Raw genomic sequence first — 23,654 nt, 5'->3', positions numbered from 1 at the left:
AAGTATATTGTTTGATTTTTAGTATTTAACTTACTGAAAAATATAAATTCTATAGAATTTATTGTTATATAAAATATCTTTTCTTATAACTTAAAGTTTTACCAATAATAAAAAAATTGCTGCGTTTTTAAGTGAAAAGTTATGTAACGTTCTGTATCAAGTCATACAGGGCATGCATCAGGCTGCCTTTACTCTCTCCATATGTTTAGGTTTTATATGAAAAAGTTAAGTCTAGCTTTATTGCCATTGATGGCAGCCATGACCTCTGCTCAGGCTGAATCTGCATTTGATCCTCAAGGACAGTACCTATTAGGTGACTGGAATGGAAAACGTACTGAACTTGCTCAACAAGGTGTCAAGTTTGAAGCAAACTTACTGACAGATACAGCGTATCTGGCTGATGGCGGACGTAATGAAGGGGCTGATCCTCTAACTTCTGCACAGTTATGGCTCGGTACACAGTTAGATATGGAAAAACTGGCTGGCTGGGATGGCGTAACTGTTCGTGCAGTGGCGACTGCGCGTCAGGGTCAAAGTACATCGGTACGTGATTTACAAGGTGATGCAGCTCAATGGGCCAATGTTCAAGGGACATTTGGCCGTGGTAACCAGGACAGCCGTTTAACCGAACTTTCAATTGAAAAGAACTATAAGAATCAAGGACTGAGCATTAAAGCTGGTCGTCTGGGTCTCGGTATGGACTTTAATGTGATGGCCTGTGATTTTGCCAGTACAGCATTTTGTGCTGCGCAGATGGGTAAATGGCAGGGCAATATCTGGATGAATACCCCAGTCGCACAATGGGGTGCACGTGTAAAACAGCAGTTAAATCCTGAAGTTGCTGTACAAGTCGGTGTTTATGAATTTAATCCTGATAACGGCAATGGTGCTAAAGAAGGTCAGGGCTGGAGTCTGGATACCGACAATGCTGATGGTGTGACCATTCCTGCAGAAGTAATCTGGACACCAAAATCATCGGTAAATGGTTTGCCTGGCAGCTATCGTGTAGGCGGTATGTATAACACTGCTGATGATGTTGCCAACCAGAAAGATGTTGCGACAGGTGAAGGAAAAAACCGCACCTTTGCGGGCTGGTTAGCTGTAGAGCAGCAATTGACTTCAACGGGTAATGACCGTCAGGGTTTACACTCATTCGCTAACTTTACCTGGCATGATCGTGATACCAATAAAGTAGATAATTCACAACAGTTGGGTCTGAAATATATTGGTTTGGTGGATAGCCAGCCGAATGATATATTGGGTTTAGCGGTTAACCGTGTACATGTAAATGACCGCTTTGCAGATTCACGTCCAATTTATGATGCGAGTGCCGAATACAATATCGAACTCAACTACAGCTATAACGCAACAAAATGGCTGATGCTACGTCCAAACCTGCAATACGTTATAAATCCGGGGTCTAGCAATCAAGTGGATAATGCATTGGTGTTAGGTTTGACTACACGAGTGATCTTCTAAAAAGAATTTAATCACGTTATAAATAAACAGGCTCATCAGAGCCTGTTTTTTATTTTTTGGTAAAAAGTTCTGAAAAGCCACTTCACAAAAAGAGGGAATACCGCGTGTCACTACTATTTCAGCCGGTTCAGTTTGGATCATTGCAACTTAAAAATAAAATTGTGATTGCCCCGATGTGTCAGTACTCTGCAACCGAGCAAGGTGAAATCACTTACTGGCATGAACAACAATGGGCCAATTATGCCTTATCCAGTGCAGGTCTTTGCATTGTGGAAGCCACCGCTGTACAACCTGAAGGTCGCATCAGTTATGCCGATTTAGGGCTTTGGAATGACCAGCAGGCCAGCCAGATCAAAACCTTATTGCAAAAGGTCAAGTCAATTTCTCCTATGCCTTTTGCAATTCAACTCGCACATGCAGGCCGTAAAGCTTCTACAGATAAACCTTGGGGTGGCAAAGGGCAGTTCGCCCCAGATCATTCACTCGGTTGGCAAACTGTCTCTGCCAGTGATATTCCTTTCCAGACTCATGAACATCCACCTAAGTCTTTAAGTGTTGATGAAATCCAGCAAGTAATTCAGGATTTTGCAGCCAGTGCAAAGCGGGCGGTTGAAGCTGGCTTTGCACTGATTGAACTACATGCAGCACATGGTTATTTACTGCATCAGTTCATGTCACCGTTATCGAATCATCGTCAGGATCAATATGGCGGTTCATTTGAAAACCGTATTCGTCTGACGCTTGAAGTATTTGAAGCAATAAAAGCCGCCGTACCAGAAGGTTTTCCAATTGGTGTTCGTATCTCAGCAACGGACTGGATGGATGGCGTAGAAAGTTGGGATGTAGAATCTTCAGTCGAACTATCCAAAGAACTGGAGAAACTGGGTGCAGTCTATATTCACGTTTCGAGTGCAGGTTTACATGTAGATCAGAAAATTGATGTGCATCCGAATTATCAGGTCCCTTTTGCTGAAGCGATTAAAAAGGACGTGAATATTCCAGTCATTGCTGTGGGTTTGATTACCGATGCACAGCAGGCAGAAGGCATACTGGAGTATAAACAGGCTGATGCGATCGCGATTGCACGTGCCTTGCTTTATGATCCACGCTGGCCTTGGCATGCCGCAGTAACGCTGGATGAAAAAATAGCAATTTCTCCACAATATTTACGTTCTGCACCGCATGGCTTAAATCAGTTGTTTGAATCGTTTTAAGGCTATTTTTTCTTAGAAAGGCTTATAATAACGCATCTCAAACAACAGGACATTTCATATGATTATTGCGGTAATTGTGCCCATATTTTTATTATTGGCACTAGGTTACCTGAGTGTGAAATGTCAAATTCTAAAAAAAGAACAGGTCGAAATGGTAGGGGCCTTTGTCATCAAAGTGGCCTTGCCGTTACTGTTCTTCCAGTTTTTAGCCTCTAAAGATCTGCATGAAATCTGGTATTTTGAATACTTTGCGGTCTATACCTCTGTCACTTTATTACTTTATGGTTTCAGCTTCTGGCTGATGCACCGTCAGTTCCGGAATACCTCTTCACATAGCGCTGTTCTGTCCTTAGGGGCAGCAATGTCCAATACCGGATTGATCGGTACAGCAGTACTCACTTTATTGGTGGGACAGCATGCAATGACCTATACCTCATTGGTGGTCATTATTGAAAGCATGATTCTGATACCGATGGTCTTGATCCTGGCTGCACTCGGTACCCAACATCAAGCCAATCTGGGTAGTCTTGTGAAAAGTACCATTCTCATGCTGTTCAAGAACCCTTTATTTATGGGGGTGATGCTGGGTATGGCCTGTGCGATTTTTGAAATTCGCTTGCCAATTTATCTGGACCAGGTCTTTGCCATGATTGGACAGACTGCCTCACCTTTGGCGCTGTTTGCGATTGGTGGCGGAATCGTGGGCATGAGCCTGAAATATGTGAATCTGCAAAGTTTCTATTTGGTATTTTCCAGCAATATCCTGATGCCGATTCTGATGTATCTGGGTCTTAGTCGACTGACTCAGCTGAGTCAGGAAATGATCTATGCTGGGACTTTGATTGCAGCACTGCCTATGCCAACGATTTTCGGTATGTTAGGACAAGCATACGGCCTTAATGAGCGAACCTTAACCCCTTTATTGATGAGTACTATCGCAGGTTTCGTGGTTGCCAGTGGCCTTATTACTTTGTGGTGGAGTTAAACAAGCTGGCTTATAAATCTATAGCCCATAAAAAAGCTCCTGTTGGAGCTTTTTTATTTTGATCAGACCTGATCAACTTTTTTTGGCAGGTGCTTTTTTCTGTTCAGAAATCATTTTATCCACTGCTGCTAGAGATTCTCTGGCCTTTGGGATATTTTCCTGTGCCAGGGCTGCAAAGATCTTTTTCGCTTCAGGCAGGTTTTGCGGAACAATACTACCGTTGGCAAACATATTCCCAATCGCCATCAGGGCGGGGATATAGCCTTTTTTCGCCAGATCCTGAATACTGCTCAAGCCTTGCTGGATCGGCTTTTCATTCTTGGTTTTAAAGCCGTTGCTGATGTCATATAAGGCTTTGGCATGAATGGCCGGCATATTACCCTTGCTAATCAGAGGCTGTAATTTTTTCAAAGCCTGCTGGTCAGAAGCTGTTGTACCTTCAGCAAATAAAAGTATCGCCAGATCTACCGTCGCTTCATCGAAATTGGCTGCCGATGCACGTTCCAGGTATTGTTTGGCTTTGCCCAAATCCTGCTTAAGGCCTAAAGTACCACCGGTATAATTCTTGCCCAGTACATAGTTGGCCACTGGATAACCTTTGCTGGCGGCCTGCTCATATAGCTGAATAGCCTTTTTTTCGTCCTTGGCAGTGCCTTGGCCAGTTTGCGTTAAATAGCCTAAGTTATAGATAGCCTGTGCATTTCCCTGGCTGGCCAGTTTGCTTAAAGCATCGTAGGCACCCTTGAAATTCTTGGCATTCACCATTTCTTCAATTTTGGCAAATTGAGGGTCAACTGGGGCATTTGAAGTGTTTGCTAGGGCAAATTGGCTGGACACTGCAAGAATTGCAGCAAGTACTAATTTTTTCATTGTTCCGATAACCTTAATTTTTCTAACACCTAATTCCATGGTGCGATTTTTGTCGTTTTCATCTACATCATAAGACGATTTCAGGCTTTGTAAATACTGAATATGTGACTAATTACAAATTATTTGAGAATCATATAGGAGATGAATCAATAAAAGCGTGCTCGGTTTAAGGTGTGTTTTATTCAGTCAATCTTTGTCTATTTAACTGTTTATTCTAATAAAAATAAAAAAAGCCAGAATTGAATTCTGGCTTTTGCATCAAGATAATAGGTCATTATTGTGGACGTGCCACATCACCACTTAAAGCTTTAGGTAATTCCAGAACTTGTACGTCCAGCTCAGCCAATGCTTCAGGTTTGGCAACTACCAAAGCCTGATAACCCTCATCTGTACCAATGCTATTGACCACTTCGACGTCATTGTGCAGCTTGGTCGCAACAGCAGGTGCTTCACCTGTACCTTGAATCAAATGCAACCAGTGTTTTGGCTTGGCTTTGAACCATAAGCGAGCAATCACTTCCTGACCCAAATAACAGCCTTTGTCATAGTGAATACCTTCACGTTGATGAAGACGCAATTCCTGTGGCTGGAACAGGGTCGCAGTAGTTGCTTGAATCCAAGCCTGACCTGAAGCAATAGCTTGCTGTTGCCAAAGGGTAATATCCGTTTCAGTTTCAACAAAATCAGTCTGGATATCATTAATAACTGGATAAACCGGGCCAACCTGTTCCAGTTTCATTTTTGAAAATGCACCAAACTTTTTAATATGGCTGGCCAGTTCTGCTGCCTGATCTTCAGGGCTGACAATTTCAAAGCTTTCCGGATTAATTTTTTTCAACCAGATACCAAACTGGATACGTCCTTTCAAGCTACAGATCGCTGTATAGCGAGTCAGGTTTTCAGCCAGAGTTTCGACATTTAAAGTAACTTGACCCTGAAGGAATTTTTGCGCATCTACTCCATTCAGCGTAAATAAGGTAAAAGCAGGAGATGTTGCCATGATCAGCCTCAGTTTGAATACTAAAAATCAATCAAACTATTGTGCAGCAAGCATTTAATAGAGGCAAACAAAAAAGCCAACAATCGGGATCATTGGCCTTTTCAGGAGTGTCTAATTAGTGATGATGCGACGAGGTTGGCAGAGGTGAATCACAAGGGAATTTGCCTCCACAGACCCGTACCGTTTCCATCATGCCCTGATCTTCATGATCGAGGATATGACAGTGCTGTACAAAATCACCTTCAAATTTCTTGTAATGACTGCGAAGAATAAATTTATAGTTTGCTTTGATAAACAGGGTATCTTTGAATTGTCCTTTCATGCCACGATATTGCACATCATCTGTGTCATTATCATCAGGCGCTAATTCACTCACATCAACTTCTTTAGATTCGCCATTAGGACCAGTGACAGTTTTTAAGATTTTAACAATCTGGAATGGATTAACATGAATATGGAAAGGATGGCCACCAAAAGCTTCGGTCGTCAGTTCCCATTCATCCGTCTGCCCAATTTGTAACTGACGTACATATTCACGATCCGGATCTTTGGCATGTGTCCGACCGACTGATCCTTCGCCATCAAATGCATCTCCAAAACTGAGTAAGTCACCATCTTCTTTATGGCGGAAGCCAAATTTAAGACCATTTGCGAAAGCCAGTTCAAATTTACTGTACTGTTTTGGTCTGGAAGCGACCAGCTTGTCAATTGCAGGAGTCATTAGGGATGGATGATCGGTAAAGGCAGTAAGATCAAGTTTGGATAACTGAGTCTGAATCTCTTTGCTTAAACCAATTTTTTTCGCGCGCTCTTGCAGGAACTGGGCAGGAGTCTGCGCTTTTGTTTTGCTTGCCTGTACATTGACCCATCCCAGTAGTTGGGCATTGAAAGGGTGGTTTGGAGCTAGTTGAGGAGTAATTTGACCCGTTGGGATCGGTGCATTCACTTCATCCTCAATATTTAATTTGGAGTCATAAATACAGTATTTATTGGTGGTTGGGAAGGTAACCATTGCATCATGACGATAACCAGGCTGGAACACAGACAGTGTTCTGCGCTGTACCTGAGTCATGGTCAAACCATCTTGAGCAATCGTATAAACAGGTAAGCTTTTTAAACTCTCATTAAACTCTTTTGGATCTGCTTCCTGATATGCCAGACAGGCTTTAAGGGTGTCTGCGGCGCTAAATTTACTGGAGTTTGGCAGTTCTTTAATAATCAAACCAATGGTGTCGCGTACACCACCATGAATCATGCGCCAGCGATTAAAAGCATTCTGTTCAACTTTAATCTCTCCTAAAACTTTACCATTGATAGACGTATAAAAGTTCTGGCCGGCCCAAGAGCCAGGATTAGCGATATCTGTATAATCTTCAAGTAATCCTAAGCCTTTACCTTCGCAATTGTTGGGAATATCGAATTTTACATCCGGGTCAGGGTTAGAGCATCGATATTGAATTTGCTGGAATAGCAGGATGTTTTCATTTGGATAGCTATTTTTTTCTTTCCATAAAATGTCCATATCGCCTGTTTCAGTGACTTTGCCATTTTTCACTTTTGGTGTTCTTGAGCCTTCTACAATTAATGGGCCTGCCATACCACTCGATACCTGAATAGCTGTTGAGCCATGTAGATGGGCATGATACCAGTAGGTTCCTGCCGGATGATTCGGCTCCATTTTGTACTGATAGTCAAATTTTTCCTGAGGTTTAAATTTCAGGAAAACATTATCACTATTGCCTTGAGGGCTTACCCAAAAGCCATGAGTATGCAGGTTGGTGGTATTAAAGCAATGTGGATCATTCACATTATCCACTTTGTCTGGGCAGGTGGCTTTCTGTTCAGGTGGAAGCTGGTTATTGAGGTTAATTTTCAGGGTTTCACCTTGTTTGACCCGGATCTGCGGACCAATTAAAAGGTCTTCAACAGACTCTCCAGCTTTTTTCTTGTTAAACAAGCTTGCATTAGTGAGATAACCTCTGACGAACAGTTGATCCCAGGTACTATTTCTCGGATTGTAAATCTTGCCGGTTTTATAAGCGACGATCAGTTCATGGGTGCCCTTGGAATTTTTTTGCAATAGGGGCGGATTGCTAATCAAAGTATCGGGTGCTGTTGGAGTAGGTTGTGGATTGTTGGGATTATTGGGAGTGGTAGGTGGGTTAGGGTTGTGGGGAGTTGGCGGTTTAGGATTGGAGGGATTTTTACCTCCATTCCAGCTTGCTGCCAGTACAGCGATCACTGCAGCAACGATACCAAGAATGGCGAGTTGTATCATTGTAATCACCCTTATGTGCTTTTGTGATGAGTGTTGTTGTTGTGAAGTAATTCGAGAGTAGATTTACAAAGTTGAGATACAGACTGTTATCACCAAATTAGGGGGAGGGCGACAGACGGTAAGCTAAAATGACGTGTGTAAAGTATTTTAGATAGGGATGTGTTTTATAAGCTCATGTTTATGAATCATTGTCCTATAAATATTTAACGTATTTCTAAAATTGTAAGAAAGTCTTAAAAAATATATGGAATTGAGAATGTAACTTATTTCGGGGTATGTCTAACCTGAAAAATGATTTTTTCGCCTACACTCATCGAGCCATATCTGCAATGAAATTTACCATTTTCGGTTAAGAGTTATGCTTAACACTGAAATAAAAAAATATAGATTCAGTTTTTTATTAAATGAGCTATTTCTAAAATTAAAAAATTCTAAGCTTTGATTTCATATGAAATTTATCCTTAAACTGATTCCAAGAAATCGATTATTTTTTATGCGGTTATTAATATCTCATACTAAAGAATGAGAGAGATTTAGGTCTATTTTTCAGAAAAAATGCAATTTAGAGTCAAAATTCTAAAGTATGGGTCAGTAATTTTGGTAAAAATACCATTTTTAGTATTTAAGCTTTTGAAAATTATAAGATTTGGGAAATGGACTTTCGACAGCGTACAATGCCTTTATTAAAAAACAAGTCATCAAGATATTTTGATGAATAAAAAGAGTAATGAAAGAGGGCAGGCAAGCTATGAACAATAACTACCGGAAACCGTTGCAAGGTACCCAGCTGGAATATTATGACGTGCGTCAAGCCGTAGAAGATATTCAGCCAGGCGCATATGCCAAACTTCCTTATACATCTAAAGTGCTGGCCGAGCAGCTGGTACGCCGTTGCGACCCTGCGATTTTAGAACAGTCTTTACGCCAGTTGATTGAGCGTAAACAGGAACATGATTTTCCTTGGTATCCGGCGCGTGTAGTGTGTCATGACATCTTAGGGCAAACAGCACTGGTCGATCTTGCCGGTCTGCGTGATGCGATTGCCGATCAAGGCGGTGATCCGTCTAAAGTCAATCCAGTGGTGCCGACCCAGCTGATTGTCGATCACTCGCTGGCAGTAGAATATGGCGGCTTTGACCCAGATGCATTTGAGAAAAACCGTGCGGTAGAAGACCGCCGCAATGAAGACCGTTTCCATTTTATTGAATGGACTAAAACTGCGTTTGAAAATGTCGATGTAATTCCTGCGGGTAACGGCATCATGCACCAGATCAATCTGGAAAAAATGTCACCAGTCATTCAGAACCGTGATGGCGTGGCATTCCCGGATACCTGTGTGGGGACTGACTCGCATACTCCACATACGGATGCGCTAGGCGTGATTTCAGTCGGTGTTGGTGGATTAGAAGCTGAGAACGTGATGCTGGGCCGTGCATCATGGATGCGTTTGCCAGACATTATCGGTGTCGAACTGGTAGGACAGCGTCAGCCGGGCATTACCGCAACGGATATTGTTTTAGCTCTAACCGAATTCCTGCGTAAAGAACGTGTGGTTGGTGCTTATCTGGAATTCTTCGGTGAAGGCGCAGACAGCATGTCAGTCGGTGATCGTGCCACGATTTCCAATATGACCCCGGAATATGGTGCAACTGCAGCCATGTTCTATATTGATCAGAACACCATTGATTATCTGACGCTGACTGGTCGTGAATCTGAACAGGTCAAACTGGTTGAAACCTATGCGAAAGAGATTGGTCTGTGGTCATCAGAAATGACTCAGGCAGAATATCCACGTGTATTGCGTTTTGACCTATCGACTGTCACCCGTAACATCGCTGGTCCATCCAATCCACATGCGCGTGTATCAACATCTGACCTGAAAGAAAAAGGCATTGCGGGTGTGGTAGAAAACCGTACGGATGGTTTAATGCCAGATGGTGCAATCATCATCGCGGCAATTACTTCGTGTACCAATACGTCTAACCCACGTAATACCGTGGCAGCAGGCTTGTTGGCACGTAAGGCTAATGAACTTGGTTTAGTGCGTAAACCGTGGGTGAAATCATCTTTTGCTCCGGGTTCTAAAGCAGCAGCGTTGTATCTGGAAGAAGCAGGCGTACTAAAAGATCTGGAGAAACTGGGCTTTGGTATCGTGGCCTATGCATGTACCACCTGTAACGGCATGTCTGGTGCGCTTGATCCGAAGATTCAGCAGGAAATTATCGACCGTGATCTGTATGCGACAGCAGTCTTGTCGGGTAACCGTAACTTTGATGGCCGTATCCATCCTTATGCGAAGCAGGCATTTTTAGCATCTCCACCGTTAGTGGTCGCATATGCAATTGCCGGTACGATCCGCTTTGACATCGAGAAAGATGCCTTAGGCACAGACAAAGATGGCAATCCGATTTACCTGAAAGACATCTGGCCATCGGATGAAGAAATTGATGCTTTGGTGAAAGAGTCCGTGAAGCCGGAACAGTTCAAGAAAGTGTATATTCCGATGTTCGATCTGGGTGAGCGTGAGCAGGCAGCAAGTCCGCTGTATGACTGGCGTCCGCAAAGTACTTATATCCGCCGTCCGCCATACTGGGAAGGGGCATTGGCTGCACCGCGTACTCTGGCAAATATGCGTCCGTTAGCCATCCTTGGCGATAACATTACTACCGATCATTTATCTCCATCGAATGCGATTGTGTTGGATTCGGCAGCAGGTCAATATCTGGCGAAAATGGGCTTGCCTGAGGAAGACTTTAACTCTTACGCAACGCACCGTGGTGATCACCTGACTGCACAGCGTGCAACCTTGGCGAATCCGAAGCTGTATAACGAAATGGTGGTGCGTTCCGACGGTACCATTAAGCAAGGTTCTAAAGCACGTGTCGAGCCGGAAGGTGAAGTGATGCGTATGTGGGAAGCGATTGAAACCTACATGAACCGTAAGCAGCCGCTCATCATTGTTGCAGGTAAAGATTATGGTCAAGGTTCAAGCCGTGACTGGGCTGCGAAAGGTGTGCGTCTGGCAGGTGTAGAAGCGATTGTGGCTGAAGGCTTTGAACGTATTCACCGTACGAATCTGGTCGGTATGGGTGTACTTCCACTTGAGTTTAAGCCGGGTACAGATCGTAAAACTTTGAAGCTGGATGGTACTGAGCTATATAGCGTGATCGGTAATATTGCGCCACGTTCGACTTTGACTCTGGTGATTGAGCGTGCGACTGAAGAGGGTAAGAAACAGACCATTGAAGTGCCGGTAACTTGCCGTCTGGATACTGAAGAAGAAGTTTCTGTCTATGAAGCGGGTGGAGTATTACAGCGCTTTGCACAGGATTTCTTGGAAGGGAATGTGGCTTAATTTTTCTAGTTACTAGTAAAAATCTCCCCTAACCCGTCTTTTCTAAAGAGGGGAACTCCCTCCTTTTTTAAAGGAGGGTTGGGGTGGATTAAAGTTGTTGAAATTGTTTAGAGAAAAAAATGTCACTTTTAAGAGAGATACAAATTGATGCTATAAACTCAAATGCTAAGATTTCAGATTTATTAAGAAAATGTCAAATATTAGCTTATAGATTGGGTAATGAAGATTTTAAGAATTGGATTAGCTTCGAATTGCAAGGCTATCCACAAGACCCAAAAAATGTACCTGACTATAGAATCTTAAATGTTAATTCAAAAGGCCATTTTGCAGGTGCTTTTGGAAGTGCTTTAAATAATGCAGATATGTTGACTTACAGTTTGCCAGAGCAACTTCAAAAAAGTTTATCAAAAGCATATTTTTTTAGTCCTATTGCAACCCTTGAGAGTTTAACAAATAATGAAAGTGAGGTCTTAACTCAAGATTGGAATCCAGCGATTATTGCTCATTACGGTTCTAAGATGTATGAGGGTTATAATTGTATGCAAGCTTGGAAAGTAATACCTGCTTCAGCTGTAGTAGGAATAATAGATACAGTAAAAACAAAAATCTTAAATTTTGCTTTAGAAATTGAGCTGTTAAATCCGCAAGCAGGTGAAGCTGCATTGAATTCTAATCCGATTCCTCAAGAAAAAGTCACCCAGATTTTTAATTTTAATATTGCTGGTAATGTTCAAAACTTAGCTTCAGGAAATCATCACAGCACTATCCATCAAGAAATTAATAACTCTCAAATTCCTCAAGAGTTTCTAGATTTATTAAGTACTTTGAGAAAATCTGAAATCGAGGAAGAGTTAGTTAGCGATCTAGAACTAAGAATTGAAAAATTAGGAACCTCAATTGGAACACCAGAATATACTTCCCAATATGGTGAGCTAATGAGTTTTCTCTCTAATCATGTCACTATATATACTTTCTTAGCTCCATTTATTCCAATGCTATCAAGCTATTTATCATAGAAAGTGAAAGTGATTAGGCACAGCGACGAAATATCATTAGATCACAAATAAAAATAACACTTAGCTTTAACGACACTATCATTTACAAAAATGGACAATAGACATTCATCACAACAGAGTTATACTGCTTAGACCATTTTCTAAAACAACGGAGAACAAAGATGGTTACAGCTGGCTCAAAACCGGGAACAGGTTTCTATTTTTGTGTTCAATGCGGACATCGCGTCTTCTTAGAAATTGGTACAGACCGACTACCACCGTGTACCAAATGCCTCGGCACCCAATATAACGATAAGGTTGCCTAAGCACACGATATTCAAAACAGAAGATCCTGTTTTAAATAAAAGCCCTATCACCCCATAGGGCTTTTTTGTTAGCGTATAATTTACATTATAAAAATGGCTTAAATCTCAAGGGCAAGCAGCATGGAAACAATCCTCGGTTTATGTATCGGTATCGGCTTGAGTGCAGCCTCTGGTTTCCGTGTTTTTGTGCCTTTGCTGATAATGAGTATTGCCGCATTGATGGGCTGGTTTGAACCGATGACCGGTTTTGAATGGCTGGCCATGCCGGCAGTCTGCCTGGCTTTAGCCATCGCGACCCTCTGTGAAATCGCTGCGTATTATATTCCGTGGGTGGACAATGCCATCGATATGATTGCAACGCCTGCTGCCATACTGGCCGGAACTCTGACCACGATGGCTGCCAGCAGTGGAGAAATGTCCCAGTTTGCAGCTTGGGCCGCAGCGATTATTGTCGGTGGCGGAACAGCAGGGGCCGTGCAACTGAGCAGTGTTGCAGCACGTGGACTATCAACTGCCACTACAGGCGGTGTTGCGAATCCCGTACTCTCAACCGGAGAGTGGATCGGGGCTATTCTGTTATCCATTCTGTCATTGCTTTTGCCAGTGCTAGCTGCCTTGCTGGTTGTAATGCTAGCCATCATGGCAATTCGCTGGATACGTCTAAAAAAGAAAAACAAGCTAGAAAATTCCGCCTTATAAGAATCAGATAAATAAATATTTATCACTCATTCTTAATGAAATATTTGCTTAAAGAAAGGCCCTCATCTTGTTCATTAAATTGCTTGATTTTTATTCAATAAAGACATAATTTTATTATGGGATTATAAAAGGCATAATTTTTGTATGGTTTTATTTGTGGTTGAACTTTATAAAAACAATATTAGGGGAACTATAAATGATTAAATTTATTGTAGATGAACAAGAGTCTGCCCAAGGCGTGCACTATATTCATAACGCAACACGAGGCTGTGAAGACCTGCCAGAATTTGATAACCAGATTCTGATTGGATATTTTGCTAATTATGATCTGGCTTATAAACGCGCAAGAATGAACTGGCCGAGGGAGAAAGTAGAGGGCTGTCATAAGTGCTGTACAGAATGAGATTTATAGACATATTGGTCGTCATTTAAAACCCGCTATACAGTGGGTTTTATCATTTATCCTGTTTGAAAAATGATCAATTTGACCCCATATAAAACTATAGATTTATCATGTTTAGGGCTGCTCAATTGCAACATTATCTTGATCTCAATCATGACTCGGGTGTGGCCAATTATGAGATTGGCAATGAGTTTATTCGGGTTCAATTTAAGAAAACTTCGAAAGTGTATACCTATAGTTATAGCAGTACGGGCTATCAGCATGTGGAAAATATGAAACAGCTGGCCCAGTATGGTGATGGCTTAAATGCCTATATCAATCATCATACCCGTCATCTGTTTGTACGCTAAAAAGTGATCGCTGGAAGTGAGAACTGAAACTTTTAGCTGAAAATATTTAAACCATTTCCCTTTAGATCACAGATACAAATCAGCAGTTCCTGAACATTTGATCAATCTGTTAACTTAAGGATAGATGGCTCTACAGGCAGGGAATCACTATGAATCTCGATTTCTGGTGTCGGTTTTTACTTTATACATTGGCTTTGAATTACAGCATTTTAATGCTCTGGTTTTTGCTGATTGTCTGCACGAGACTGGGTGAAACGATTGCATGGTCAATGGTTTCAGCTCTCAGATCCAACTTTTGATGCCATTCACTATAGCGGCATGGCCATTTATAAAGTCGGGATATTCCTGTTCAATCTGGTTCCGCTAATTACCCTATATTTGATGGGGAAAAGTTAGGAGATAAAACTTTCCAAAGTTCCAGGAATAAATAAAACTGATAGTCGCATCAGCATTACACAGAGCAGTTTAAGGCTTATAATGCTCGAAACAGGATAACAATATGGAAAAGGAGTTCGGATCAATGAATCAGTTTAAACCTGCCTTGATTTTAGGGGCTTTGATCGGCTTGGGAATGATTATCGCCGGATTCATTTTGGGCAATAGTGCGGTCAAGATTAAACAGTATGAGCGGATTGTTTCCGTAAAAGGGCTGTCTGAACGTGAAGTGAAAGCCGATGTCGCCGTCTGGCCGATCCGTTTTAGTGGCGGCAGTCAGGATCTGACCGAACTGTATGACACCATGGAGCTGCAAACCCAGCAAATTCAGGCTTTCTTAAAAGGTGAGGGTTTTAAGGCAGAAGAAATTACCACCGGTTCTCCAGTCACTACAGATAAATATGCCCAGCAATACGGCGGTGATGCCAATGTTGCCTTACGTTATACCGCGCATCAGACCATTACGGTTTATACCCACAATATTGATGCAGTCCGTGCAGCGCAAACCCGTCTGGTCGCTCTGGGTAAAAAGGGCATTGCTTTTGGTGGTGATGATTCCGGGCAAAGAACGGAATATATCTTTACCAAATTGAATGACATCAAACCAGCCATGATTGAAGAAGCCACGCAAAATGCCCGCAGTGTGGCAGAAAAGTTTGCCGCGGATTCTCAAAGCCGTCTCGGGAAAATCAAAACTGCCAATCAAGGTTTGTTTAGCATTGAGGACCGTGACAGCAATACGCCTTATCTAAAGAAAGTTCGTGTGGTTTCTACAGTGGATTATTATCTGGCTGATTAAATGGCTGGAAAGCTGAATAGAGGGGTCTAAAAAATTTAGAGCAGAATGAGGTTTTACATGAAGATAAATTCCAGTAATTCTGCTCTTTCTGCAATAAAAGATCTTTATTTTGAGGTGAAAGGTAAAAAATTCTTCTTCAAATATATTTAAAGAAAAATATTTTCAAAAATCGGGAAAATTAAAAAATCTTAGGAAATTAATTTTGCCGCAGCTTGGCTACTATAGATCTCAAGGGTGTGATGGGATCGAAAAGAGTAGCATGCTGTGAGTGGCGCAAAACGCGAGTGCAGTACGAACCCAAAAGGTCTCGATTCGGCTTAGGACGCTATAGACCAAAAGTTTATAGGCTATAAGATCATTTCTTACAAAGAGTGATAGTTGAAGTAAACCATCAAGATGTTTTCCCAACACCCTCAAAATTTTCTCCTCTCATAAAAACAATCTTCTCCTCCAAACTGTTGAACACCTTCCCTACCCAGTCACTTATATTCTTCCTAAATAGCTGTAAATTCATTTGAGATTCAAATAAATACTATTTTAATCACATATCTAATCTATTTTATTTACAGCCTATAGCTTTCGACTATTTTATGTTTAAATACTACTCTAATGTCGCTGGTTGTTTATAAGTATTTGATATAAATAATTTAAAGTATAATATGTTTAATATTTGCTCACAAATTATATCCTTGAAAAATAAAACAGAATGCTATGATAATTTTGCATATAAGAAAGGGGCACGTCCCATGAAAAAATATGAATTAGAAATCAGTTATCCGCATCAAGAAGAAGACGAAGCAGAGCAGCTAGGCAGCTTATCGGCAGAAGAAATTCTCTCTACTTTCAAGTCCATTAACTGGCAACAGTTACGGGTTTTACAATTACAGATGCAAGCCGCCATTACCACTTTTACCGTAACAGACTCCGATGCTGAACAGTCGATTCAGATCACACTGAATGAACTGGCGCCGTCAGGTCAGCTTGAGTTCAGGCTGGAAAGTGATATTGAAGTCGAAGCTCAACATAAAATTCTGGGACTGTTTAGCCTGAAAAACAAAGACTATGTGTCATTTCGCAATCTGACTATGTCACAGGTTCAGCAATATCTTATGGCATTTTTAAATGAAGATCTCGACAGACTGAAAACCCAGTATCAGTCGGGTCATTCAGTATCTCCCATCAGTGCAGCGTCCAAAGCTTAGTCAGGCACTGATCCTGTAACAGGGCTGGATTGACAGTATTCCCTGACATTGTTATTTTGCGCGTTTTCTCCTGAATGCTTACAGCACATGCCTATTAACGACAACTTTGTCTACGCGCCGCCTCAAGACCCATTGCATATTCTGTATGAAGATGATGATCTGGTTGTCATTGAGAAGCCGGCCGGTTTGTTGTCTGTTCCGGGACGTTTGCCTGAGCATCATGACAGTGCTTATCTACGGGTACTAGAGCGTTATCCGAATGCCAAAATTACCCATCGTCTGGATATGGCCACGTCTGGTATCCTGATGTTTGCCAAACATCGCGATGCTGAAGTGGCGGTCAGCAAAATGTTTCAGGCACGTACAGTCAGCAAACACTATATTGCGCTGGTACAGGGAGAAATTCAGGCCGAGGGCAGTGTCGATGTACCTTTGATTACTGACTGGGAAAATCGCCCTCGGCAAATGGTGCATTTTGAACTGGGTAAAGCTGCCAAAACACTCTATCAACGGCTGGGATATCTGCCTGAGCAAGACATCAGCCGGGTATTACTAACGCCAATTACCGGGCGTTCACATCAGCTCAGAGTCCACATGCTGCATATCGGTCATCCGATTACGGGCGATAAAATCTATCATCCGGAACCAACGCGTAGTCCTCTTAATCGCATGGCTTTGCATGCCAGTGAACTGACTTTTACTCAACCCTTGAGTGGTCATAAAGTTGAAATTCTTGCACCTGCACCATTTTAGTAAAATTTAAGCATTCAAAAAATGAATATGGATTCTGATAAATATTTAAATTTTAGTAAGCTGCAACAGAAATGTCAGAATTTATTTCAGTCATCGGAAAATTATGGAGTTGAATTTAAGCAGTTTTCTAGAAAAATTATGTTCTGAATCATGTCTTATCAAGTAATGATTTTTTGAAATTAAAAAAGTGTACCCGGAAAAATTTCAGGAATCATTTAAGGGACTTTATCACTTTATCTTTAGTTTAACTGTTTGATCTATCTATTTTTATTCAGTTTTTATCAAGATTTGCAGTCTCTCAGGGGTTTGTTCTTATAACATTCGATATAAAAATAAAAACCCCTTTAATTGATTATCACCAACAGATTCATTTTAAGTAAATTGATAGGCATAAAAATATTAAGGTTTTATAGGTGAAAAATCATTTAAAAGATCAATTATATTAAATGTTTATGGTCATTTTTTATCTTTGATTCTCATCATTAAATTATGCAGAATAACTTTAAAACATCATAAATTTTTAATTTTTTAGTGCCTATATATGGTGCAAGGGGTAAGGGACAGGATGATGCTAAGTGGCGTGCTCTTTGTTCTCGCAAGTGTTTTAATCATTGTATTACTATGGGTATTCAATAGCCTGAAATTATCAAGAAACAATATTCAGTCCTTACAGGAAAATCTGGATCATTCACGCAGTAAATTGGCTGATTATGAAACACAAGTTGATGAATTAAATTATGAAATGACCCAGCTACGGATGCAACTGGGAAGTGCCAGAACTGAACTGAATAAATATAAACAATATCAGGATATCTGTGACATCGAACAATACATTATTAACCGCAGCTTGCAGGCCGAAAATTTCGTAGAAGTAACCAAGCTTGATGCTTCCATCATGCTGGATGATCTCAAAGCCTATATCGCTCAGGTCAAAGCGTATTTACAGAATTTACAGACTCAGGCCGAAGCTGATATTGAGCGACAGGCTCGAAAAGCTTTACAGGCTTATTATCAGCAGGCTAAAGAACAACAGCGACTGCAAGAAGTAGTTGAAGCTCTCGAGCATAAGATCAAGGGCTATCAACATGGTTTTGATCTGCCGGTCACGCAGCTTCTGGATCAGCTCATTAGTGGCTACAACGATACTGATGCAGCCCGGCATTTACTGGCTATCAGAACACAGATTGAGCAGGCCAAAGAACAGCAGCAGGTGGCTAGCTGTAACTATGTTGATGAAGACCGTCGCAAGAGCACCATTGCGATTTTGAGTCTGGCATTTAATAGCAGGGCAGAATTGTATTTGTCCCAGTTAAATACTCATAATCTGGGTGAAATGCTGCAATCCTTAAAAGATGATTATCGCCTGATGAACTATAAAGGACAAAGCTTGAGCCAGGCCATGATTCAGGAGTCTTATCTGAACTTACGTCTGGAAGAGCTTAAATTCGCCACCATTTTACTCGAGCTTCGACAGAATCAAGTGTCTGAGCCATCTGCAGTGATCGCTTCCTAACTACAATTAAAAAAGACAGATCAACCGATGAAATTTTTTAATCTGCAGATTGATATGCAGGTATTTTTAATTAGATGAAAATGCAGCTTTTTTTCTCAAATTCTTAAATTTATATTGATAAAATTCAGTTGGTTATTTAGAGAAAGTTAATTTTTTTTCATATTCTGTACTCGATAATTCAAATAAAATAAGTTAAGCTGAATCGAATAATAAAACATCATAATAAGGATATCTCTATGGCACGCGATTATGACAAATTCCCTGACGATGAAAATGGTCATGTACTGTGGCAAATGTATCAGGATGGTGATGATCTGCAGGACGACCATGAAATTGAATTCTCGATAGCCTTTAATAGTGAAGAACAGGCTGACCGCTGTGCATTGCATTTACTCAAAGAAGAACAAAAGATAAGCCTATATCAGGATGAGGAGAGCGATACGCTGGAATGGACAATTACCATTCATGTCTATATGCAACCTACCTATGAAAATATTGTCGATCTGGAACAATGGTTTACCAGAATTGCTGCTGAATTTCAGGGTGAATATGATGGCTGGGGCTGTATGGCCTATGTTTACGATGATGAAGATGACCCGGAAGAAGGTGAAAGCAAACTTCGTAGCAGCTAATCAAAATTTCCTTATTCAAGCCCGGTTAAGCCGGGTTTTTTATGGCCTGCGGTATTGGTCGGGTCAACTGTAGTTTTTTGTTATACATCCTATAAAATGGATAAATAACAATTATATTTAGGCCGTACAGTATATTGGGCAGTCATTTAAATACTGAGGCCGACGAGATCGGGATGATCCGTCCGAATAATAAATAAAAATAATCTTTCAGTAAGAACAAGAAAAAAAGGTAGGCTGAAATGAGTTATACCCTAAAAATGCATCGCGTATTCAGTGCGCCACCGGAACGGGTGTACCGGGCCTTTATTCATCCAGATGCCATTGCAAAATGGCTGGCACCGCATGGCTTTACTGCCAGAGTTGAGCATGCCGAAGTCAAACCGGGAGGCAACTATAAAATCACCTTGACCAATTTTGCCACTGGTACCCAGCATCATTTACATGGCACCTATCATGAAGTCATTCCCAACCAGTTACTGCGCTATACCGATTGCTTTTCTACACCTGAGGTCAAAGGCGAAATTGAAGTCACGCTCATCTTTGAAAAAGTGTCTGTAGGCACCAGTCTGCATATGATTCAGGTGGGTTATCCGGATCTGGTACCACCATCTGCATGTCACTTAAGCTGGCAGGAGTCATTGCAGCTTTTGTCCTGGCTGGTCAATCCACATATTTTAGATGGTTAAGTTCAGTTAATTAAGTCGAGCGGGAGATCCTTTTAAAGCTTGAGCATGAACCCATCCAAAGATGCTATAATTCAACTTTAATTTTTTGTTTTTTCTTTTATTTTTCGTTTTGTTGAGGTTGCTATGGCTTTACCACAATGCCCAAAATGCCAGTCTGAATATACTTATGAAGATGGTGACTTGTTAATCTGCCCAGAATGTGGATATGAGTGGAAAGAAGGGGAAGCAACTGAGGAAACCGTGGTCATCAAGGATGCGCATGGCAATCTGCTGGCTGATGGCGACACAGTTACGGTGATTAAGGATCTTAAAATTAAAGGATCTTCTTCAGTGGTTAAAGTCGGGACTAAAGTCAAAAATATTCGTCTATTGCCCGATGCAACTGATGGACATGATATTGACTGTAAAATTGATGGCATTGGCGCCATGAAGCTCAAATCTGAATATGTGAAAAAAGCCTGATACGTTCTTATACGAATGAGTGCTTTCGGTCTTCGGGTTTGAAGGTTTATGCTTCTTCCTCAAACTCGAAGATCAATCTCTTCTGATTGCCATATCATGCCTGGATCTATGCTTTATGCCTCATCTTCATCTTGAATATTCAGATAATATTCAGCAGCTTGAAACCCGACCTTTAATGTTGGCAATTCACCAGGCCTTATTTAACGCCGGTTATATTAATGACCCGAATGATTTAAAAAGTAGGGCGATTGTACAGCAGGATTTTGTGATTGGACTAGAGCAGGAGACAGATCAGGCTTATGTGCATGCTAAAGTTTCTCTCCTGACTGGTCGTAGTCTGGACATCCGCCAGGCAATTTCCAAGCTGGTACTTCAGGTCATGCAGCAGCACATTGTCTTGCAGCCGGGGTTAAAGATTCAGCTCTGTGTTGAAATTCTGGAAATGGACAAAGAGACTTATACTAAAGCTATTATTTGATTTTTTTTAGATTGAAGTGAGGACTAGGAAATGAAGTTTTCTTAGTTTCTCTCTTTATCTTGAATACATCAGAACTTAATAAAAAATTGAGAAGTATCAAAGCGATTTTGAAATATAAAGAACGATAAATAAAACTAGAGCATGAAAATTTAAATAATCAGTCAAAATTCACCTGATTATTGCAGTTGATCAGAAAATTTTGCCTATAATTAAAAAAATAGTGTAATTTTAGGTATTAGGTCACACTTTTGACCTGATATATGGGGGATGGGTAAAACCAGGACCCATTCACATAATTAAAAATAATGAAAAACAAGAAAGACTGAAAGTAATGAGATGCTTGAAATCTCGGTTTTCAAGTCTGAATAAAACCTTATAGAGAGGTATTCAATGAAAATAATAGGGGAAGAATGTCTGGCTCAGGAAGTCAGGACATTTTTACAAAAATGGGATCAAGCTATTTGTTCACTTGAATTCAGCGAAATTCGTCAACTTTGCCGACCAGATGTCTGTCTGATTGATATTAGCTCCGAACTGAAAGGGATCGAGGCTTATCAGGCTGCATGGCAACAGTACCGCCCATATATGCGCAACAATGGTATGCGCGTTGAACGGAAGGAGGTCACCATTCAGGTCAATAATGACATGGCTTTCGTATATGGTTATGTCCGGATTGCCTATGCGGCGATGGAGCGATATTTTCCTTTACAGTGGTGTCGCTTCAGCATGGTCTTAAGCAAGCAGCAAGATCAGTGGCAATTGCATTATCAGCATATTTCTGTCCCTGTTCAGGAGAAAACTGAAAAACTGCGTCCTGTGAAACTGGCAGGTTAAGGTGCAAGTTTTAAATTTCATTGAAACAAGATCATCATGTCTATTTGTCCATTCTTGAAAAGAAATCGCCATAAAAAAGCCTGAATCATTCAGGCTTTTTTATTTAGGGAAGATTAAAAGCGTTTTGGAATCCGCTGACCATTCGGTACCGGAATTTCCGCATTTTTTAATACGCCAAATAACCAGGTTTCTGCATGTTGTACGGCTGTTTTCAACTGGTCACCCAAGGCTAAACGTCCGGCAATGAAACTCGCCAGTGAACAGCCTGAGCCGTGATATTCACCTTCCAGACGCGGACAGCGGGTTTCGTTGATTAATTCACCCTGAATATATAGGCGGTTCTGGATATAGTCGGGAGTATCTTCGTGGCCGCCTTTGACCAAAATCGCATGAGCACCCATTTCAAACAGTTTCTGCGTGGCTTGATCTAAATCCTGCTCACCTGTTAGGGCACGCAACTCAACAGTATTTGGAGTTAAAATCGTAGCTAGCGGAATCAGTTGTTTAAACGCTTTGACCAGTGTGGCCTGATTGCCGAGTGAGCCACCGCTGTTGGCTACCAGCACCGGATCCAGTACATACTGATAGTCCGGATGCGCAGTTAGAAATTCTGCTAGCACCTCAATATTTACAGTCGTTCCCAGCATGCCTGATTTAACACAGCGGATCGGCAGATCATTTACCACGGCATTGGCCTGAGCCAGCAGTAATTCCTTTGAAGTTGCTTCAAAACCAAAGACCTGTTGTGAGTTCTGGATAGTCAGGGCTGTACAGGCTATTGCAGCATGAGCACCACTTTGACCGATGGCTTCAATATCTGCTTGAAGGCCTGCTCCACCTGAAGGATCTAAACCTGAAAAGCAAAGTACGGTAGGTCGCAAAATGATGTCCTTCATTCACTAAAATTGCCTTAGTATAGGCAAATTTATTCAAACTCTCGATATTAATTTCTATCACTTGCAAGAACGGTCTGTCAGGCAAAATTTCGTATGTTTTATCTGATCAAAATATAGAGTTGATTACCCTGAAAATGGGCATTCTTGGCTTGTTTTTATGGCCTAATAATTGCTTTAGAGTAGAGAAATCTGGCTATACTCACGTTATGAATTGATGTCGGTTGCAAACATAGGGGACAAGGTGTGATTCAGAATATTTTAATTGACTTGGATGGTACATTAACCGATCCAAAAGTGGGGATTACGACTTCTGCCCGCTATGGTCTGGAAAAGGTGGGTCATCCGATCAGTGAAGACACGAATATTGACTGGATTATCGGGCCTCCTCTAAAAGCTTCGTTAGCCAAAATTCTGAATGTAGATGCGGATGATACCCTGGCTGAACAGGCACTAATGGCATATCGTGAGCGTTTTGCAGTGACTGGCTTATATGAAAATCACGTCTTTGAAGGCGTAGCTGAAACTCTGGCGGAACTTAAACGCCGTGGTTATCGCCTGTTTCTCGCAACAGCAAAACCAACCGTTTATGCCAGACAGATTCTGGAACATTTTAATCTGGCCCAGTATTTTACTGAGATTTATGGCAGTGAGCTGAATGGTGACCGGACCAATAAAGGGGAACTGATTCAGTATATCCTGGAACAACAAGGCATACAGGCTGATCAATGCATTATGGTGGGAGACCGTGAGCATGATATTTTTGGTGCCCGCCATAATGGGATTGAATCGATTGCAGTCAAATACGGCTATGGCTCAGAAATTGAATTACAGCAGGCACAGCCCAAGTATACGATTGAGAACTTTAGGCATTTATTAAACTATTTAACCCGAATCGCGGATAAAAAATTGACTTGAAAAATAAGAGGACTAGAGCCATCAGTTGAGTTACCACACAAAACTTAAAACTCTAGTCCCGATGTTTAATAGTACCGAATTATTTTGCGTAATTG

General features: G+C 41.3%; 23 protein-coding genes and 1 pseudogene. 20 read left to right on the top strand and 4 right to left on the bottom strand.

From position 1 onward, the window contains the following. Window positions 1–216: 216 nt before the first annotated feature. The 3 genes from FTU03_RS12745 to FTU03_RS12735 all read left to right on the top strand — a co-directional run bounded on the left by FTU03_RS12745 (window position 217) and on the right by FTU03_RS12735 (window position 3,678). The gene (locus FTU03_RS12745; protein WP_179993189.1) at window positions 217–1,479 is read left to right on the top strand and encodes a carbohydrate porin; all 1,263 of its coding nucleotides are present in this window, start codon (window positions 217–219) and stop codon (window positions 1,477–1,479) included. Window positions 1,480–1,583: 104 nt separating this feature from the next. After that, a complete protein-coding gene (locus tag FTU03_RS12740) occupies window positions 1,584–2,693 on the top strand; it encodes an NADH:flavin oxidoreductase/NADH oxidase (RefSeq protein ID WP_179993188.1) in 1,110 nt (369 codons plus the stop codon). 58 nt (window positions 2,694–2,751) lie between these two features. Beyond that, window positions 2,752–3,678, top strand: a complete 927-nt coding sequence (locus FTU03_RS12735) for an AEC family transporter (protein ID WP_179993187.1) — start codon at window positions 2,752–2,754, stop codon at window positions 3,676–3,678. A 72-nt stretch (window positions 3,679–3,750) separates the two neighbouring features. Here FTU03_RS12735 and FTU03_RS12730 read toward each other — a convergent pair whose 3' ends face one another. The 3 genes from FTU03_RS12730 to FTU03_RS12720 all read right to left on the bottom strand — a co-directional run bounded on the left by FTU03_RS12730 (window position 3,751) and on the right by FTU03_RS12720 (window position 7,826). Beyond that, on the bottom strand, window positions 3,751–4,548 hold the full coding sequence (locus tag FTU03_RS12730) for a tetratricopeptide repeat protein (protein ID WP_179993186.1): 798 nt from the start codon (window positions 4,546–4,548) through the stop codon (window positions 3,751–3,753). 274 nt (window positions 4,549–4,822) lie between these two features. Continuing rightward, on the bottom strand, window positions 4,823–5,548 hold the full coding sequence (locus FTU03_RS12725) for a folate-binding protein YgfZ (RefSeq protein ID WP_179993185.1): 726 nt from the start codon (window positions 5,546–5,548) through the stop codon (window positions 4,823–4,825). A gap of 115 nt (window positions 5,549–5,663) precedes the next feature. Next, on the bottom strand, window positions 5,664–7,826 hold the full coding sequence (locus FTU03_RS12720) for a multicopper oxidase family protein (protein ID WP_179993184.1): 2,163 nt from the start codon (window positions 7,824–7,826) through the stop codon (window positions 5,664–5,666). A gap of 748 nt (window positions 7,827–8,574) precedes the next feature. Between FTU03_RS12720 and acnD the strand changes: the two genes are divergently transcribed. The 16 genes and pseudogenes from acnD to FTU03_RS12640 all read left to right on the top strand — a co-directional run bounded on the left by acnD (window position 8,575) and on the right by FTU03_RS12640 (window position 21,748). Continuing rightward, complete coding sequence (acnD, locus tag FTU03_RS12715; protein WP_159123692.1) at window positions 8,575–11,181, top strand: Fe/S-dependent 2-methylisocitrate dehydratase AcnD; 2,607 nt, start codon at window positions 8,575–8,577, stop codon at window positions 11,179–11,181. Window positions 11,182–11,300: 119 nt separating this feature from the next. Then, window positions 11,301–12,197 carry a hypothetical protein gene (locus FTU03_RS12710; RefSeq protein ID WP_179993183.1) on the top strand — a complete coding sequence of 299 codons (897 nt, stop codon included), beginning with the start codon at window positions 11,301–11,303 and terminating at the stop codon, window positions 12,195–12,197. A 107-nt stretch (window positions 12,198–12,304) separates the two neighbouring features. Beyond that, on the top strand, window positions 12,305–12,502 hold the full coding sequence (locus FTU03_RS12705; protein ID WP_257229525.1) for a zinc ribbon-containing protein: 198 nt from the start codon (window positions 12,305–12,307) through the stop codon (window positions 12,500–12,502). A gap of 120 nt (window positions 12,503–12,622) precedes the next feature. Further along, complete coding sequence (locus FTU03_RS12700) at window positions 12,623–13,201, top strand: DUF4126 domain-containing protein (RefSeq protein WP_179993181.1); 579 nt, start codon at window positions 12,623–12,625, stop codon at window positions 13,199–13,201. Window positions 13,202–13,397: 196 nt separating this feature from the next. Then, window positions 13,398–13,604: a hypothetical protein gene (locus FTU03_RS12695; protein ID WP_005237115.1), complete on the top strand. Its 207-nt coding sequence runs from the start codon at window positions 13,398–13,400 to the stop codon at window positions 13,602–13,604. A gap of 128 nt (window positions 13,605–13,732) precedes the next feature. Then, on the top strand, window positions 13,733–13,954 hold the full coding sequence (locus FTU03_RS12690; protein ID WP_159123700.1) for a hypothetical protein: 222 nt from the start codon (window positions 13,733–13,735) through the stop codon (window positions 13,952–13,954). Window positions 13,955–14,103: 149 nt separating this feature from the next. After that, a pseudogene (locus tag FTU03_RS12685) lies at window positions 14,104–14,350 on the top strand (DUF6868 family protein). A gap of 124 nt (window positions 14,351–14,474) precedes the next feature. Beyond that, entirely contained in the window at window positions 14,475–15,188 is a 714-nt protein-coding gene (locus FTU03_RS12680; RefSeq protein ID WP_005237113.1) for an SIMPL domain-containing protein, read from the top strand. Window positions 15,189–15,934: 746 nt separating this feature from the next. Next, window positions 15,935–16,390 (top strand): hypothetical protein, encoded by a 456-nt coding sequence (locus FTU03_RS12675; RefSeq protein WP_004785138.1) that lies wholly within the window; start codon window positions 15,935–15,937, stop codon window positions 16,388–16,390. An 87-nt stretch (window positions 16,391–16,477) separates the two neighbouring features. Then, window positions 16,478–17,143, top strand: a complete 666-nt coding sequence (locus FTU03_RS12670; RefSeq protein WP_179993180.1) for a pseudouridine synthase — start codon at window positions 16,478–16,480, stop codon at window positions 17,141–17,143. A 568-nt stretch (window positions 17,144–17,711) separates the two neighbouring features. Beyond that, a complete protein-coding gene (locus tag FTU03_RS12665; RefSeq protein WP_179993179.1) occupies window positions 17,712–18,656 on the top strand; it encodes a DUF4041 domain-containing protein in 945 nt (314 codons plus the stop codon). Between the two features lie 236 nt (window positions 18,657–18,892). Further along, complete coding sequence (locus FTU03_RS12660; protein WP_004785133.1) at window positions 18,893–19,288, top strand: ribonuclease E inhibitor RraB; 396 nt, start codon at window positions 18,893–18,895, stop codon at window positions 19,286–19,288. 239 nt (window positions 19,289–19,527) lie between these two features. After that, a complete protein-coding gene (locus FTU03_RS12655; RefSeq protein ID WP_159123695.1) occupies window positions 19,528–19,974 on the top strand; it encodes an SRPBCC domain-containing protein in 447 nt (148 codons plus the stop codon). A 123-nt stretch (window positions 19,975–20,097) separates the two neighbouring features. Then, window positions 20,098–20,436, top strand: a complete 339-nt coding sequence (locus FTU03_RS12650; protein WP_034705280.1) for a zinc ribbon domain-containing protein YjdM — start codon at window positions 20,098–20,100, stop codon at window positions 20,434–20,436. A gap of 115 nt (window positions 20,437–20,551) precedes the next feature. Further along, window positions 20,552–20,914 carry a 5-carboxymethyl-2-hydroxymuconate Delta-isomerase gene (locus tag FTU03_RS12645; RefSeq protein WP_159123696.1) on the top strand — a complete coding sequence of 121 codons (363 nt, stop codon included), beginning with the start codon at window positions 20,552–20,554 and terminating at the stop codon, window positions 20,912–20,914. Between the two features lie 390 nt (window positions 20,915–21,304). Further along, entirely contained in the window at window positions 21,305–21,748 is a 444-nt protein-coding gene (locus tag FTU03_RS12640) for a nuclear transport factor 2 family protein (RefSeq protein WP_159123697.1), read from the top strand. A gap of 113 nt (window positions 21,749–21,861) precedes the next feature. Here FTU03_RS12640 and FTU03_RS12635 read toward each other — a convergent pair whose 3' ends face one another. Beyond that, window positions 21,862–22,629, bottom strand: a complete 768-nt coding sequence (locus FTU03_RS12635; RefSeq protein WP_159123701.1) for a hydroxymethylpyrimidine/phosphomethylpyrimidine kinase — start codon at window positions 22,627–22,629, stop codon at window positions 21,862–21,864. A 258-nt stretch (window positions 22,630–22,887) separates the two neighbouring features. Between FTU03_RS12635 and FTU03_RS12630 the strand changes: the two genes are divergently transcribed. After that, a complete protein-coding gene (locus tag FTU03_RS12630) occupies window positions 22,888–23,559 on the top strand; it encodes an HAD family hydrolase (RefSeq protein WP_159123698.1) in 672 nt (223 codons plus the stop codon). Window positions 23,560–23,654: the final 95 nt, after the last annotated feature.

The organism is Acinetobacter sp. YH12046, assembly GCF_013419905.1.
Lineage (GTDB): Bacteria > Pseudomonadota > Gammaproteobacteria > Pseudomonadales > Moraxellaceae > Acinetobacter.
This window is presented reverse-complemented; position numbering and strand designations above follow the sequence as displayed.

What these genes read in the sequence shown, in the direction of transcription:
- FTU03_RS12745 (WP_179993189.1), top strand. Translation starts at nt 217, where the DNA reads ATGAAAAAGTTAAGTCTAGCTTTATTGCCATTGATGGCAGCCATGACC.
- FTU03_RS12735 (WP_179993187.1), top strand. Translation starts at nt 2,752, where the DNA reads ATGATTATTGCGGTAATTGTGCCCATATTTTTATTATTGGCACTAGGT.
- FTU03_RS12730 (WP_179993186.1), bottom strand. Translation starts at nt 4,548, where the DNA reads ATGAAAAAATTAGTACTTGCTGCAATTCTTGCAGTGTCCAGCCAATTT.
- FTU03_RS12725 (WP_179993185.1), bottom strand. Translation starts at nt 5,548, where the DNA reads ATGGCAACATCTCCTGCTTTTACCTTATTTACGCTGAATGGAGTAGAT.
- FTU03_RS12720 (WP_179993184.1), bottom strand. Translation starts at nt 7,826, where the DNA reads ATGATACAACTCGCCATTCTTGGTATCGTTGCTGCAGTGATCGCTGTA.
- acnD (WP_159123692.1), top strand. Translation starts at nt 8,575, where the DNA reads ATGAACAATAACTACCGGAAACCGTTGCAAGGTACCCAGCTGGAATAT.
- FTU03_RS12710 (WP_179993183.1), top strand. Translation starts at nt 11,301, where the DNA reads ATGTCACTTTTAAGAGAGATACAAATTGATGCTATAAACTCAAATGCT.
- FTU03_RS12700 (WP_179993181.1), top strand. Translation starts at nt 12,623, where the DNA reads ATGGAAACAATCCTCGGTTTATGTATCGGTATCGGCTTGAGTGCAGCC.
- FTU03_RS12695 (WP_005237115.1), top strand. Translation starts at nt 13,398, where the DNA reads ATGATTAAATTTATTGTAGATGAACAAGAGTCTGCCCAAGGCGTGCAC.
- FTU03_RS12680 (WP_005237113.1), top strand. Translation starts at nt 14,475, where the DNA reads ATGAATCAGTTTAAACCTGCCTTGATTTTAGGGGCTTTGATCGGCTTG.
- FTU03_RS12675 (WP_004785138.1), top strand. Translation starts at nt 15,935, where the DNA reads ATGAAAAAATATGAATTAGAAATCAGTTATCCGCATCAAGAAGAAGAC.
- FTU03_RS12670 (WP_179993180.1), top strand. Translation starts at nt 16,478, where the DNA reads ATGCCTATTAACGACAACTTTGTCTACGCGCCGCCTCAAGACCCATTG.
- FTU03_RS12665 (WP_179993179.1), top strand. Translation starts at nt 17,712, where the DNA reads ATGCTAAGTGGCGTGCTCTTTGTTCTCGCAAGTGTTTTAATCATTGTA.
- FTU03_RS12660 (WP_004785133.1), top strand. Translation starts at nt 18,893, where the DNA reads ATGGCACGCGATTATGACAAATTCCCTGACGATGAAAATGGTCATGTA.
- FTU03_RS12655 (WP_159123695.1), top strand. Translation starts at nt 19,528, where the DNA reads ATGAGTTATACCCTAAAAATGCATCGCGTATTCAGTGCGCCACCGGAA.
- FTU03_RS12650 (WP_034705280.1), top strand. Translation starts at nt 20,098, where the DNA reads ATGGCTTTACCACAATGCCCAAAATGCCAGTCTGAATATACTTATGAA.
- FTU03_RS12645 (WP_159123696.1), top strand. Translation starts at nt 20,552, where the DNA reads ATGCCTCATCTTCATCTTGAATATTCAGATAATATTCAGCAGCTTGAA.
- FTU03_RS12640 (WP_159123697.1), top strand. Translation starts at nt 21,305, where the DNA reads ATGAAAATAATAGGGGAAGAATGTCTGGCTCAGGAAGTCAGGACATTT.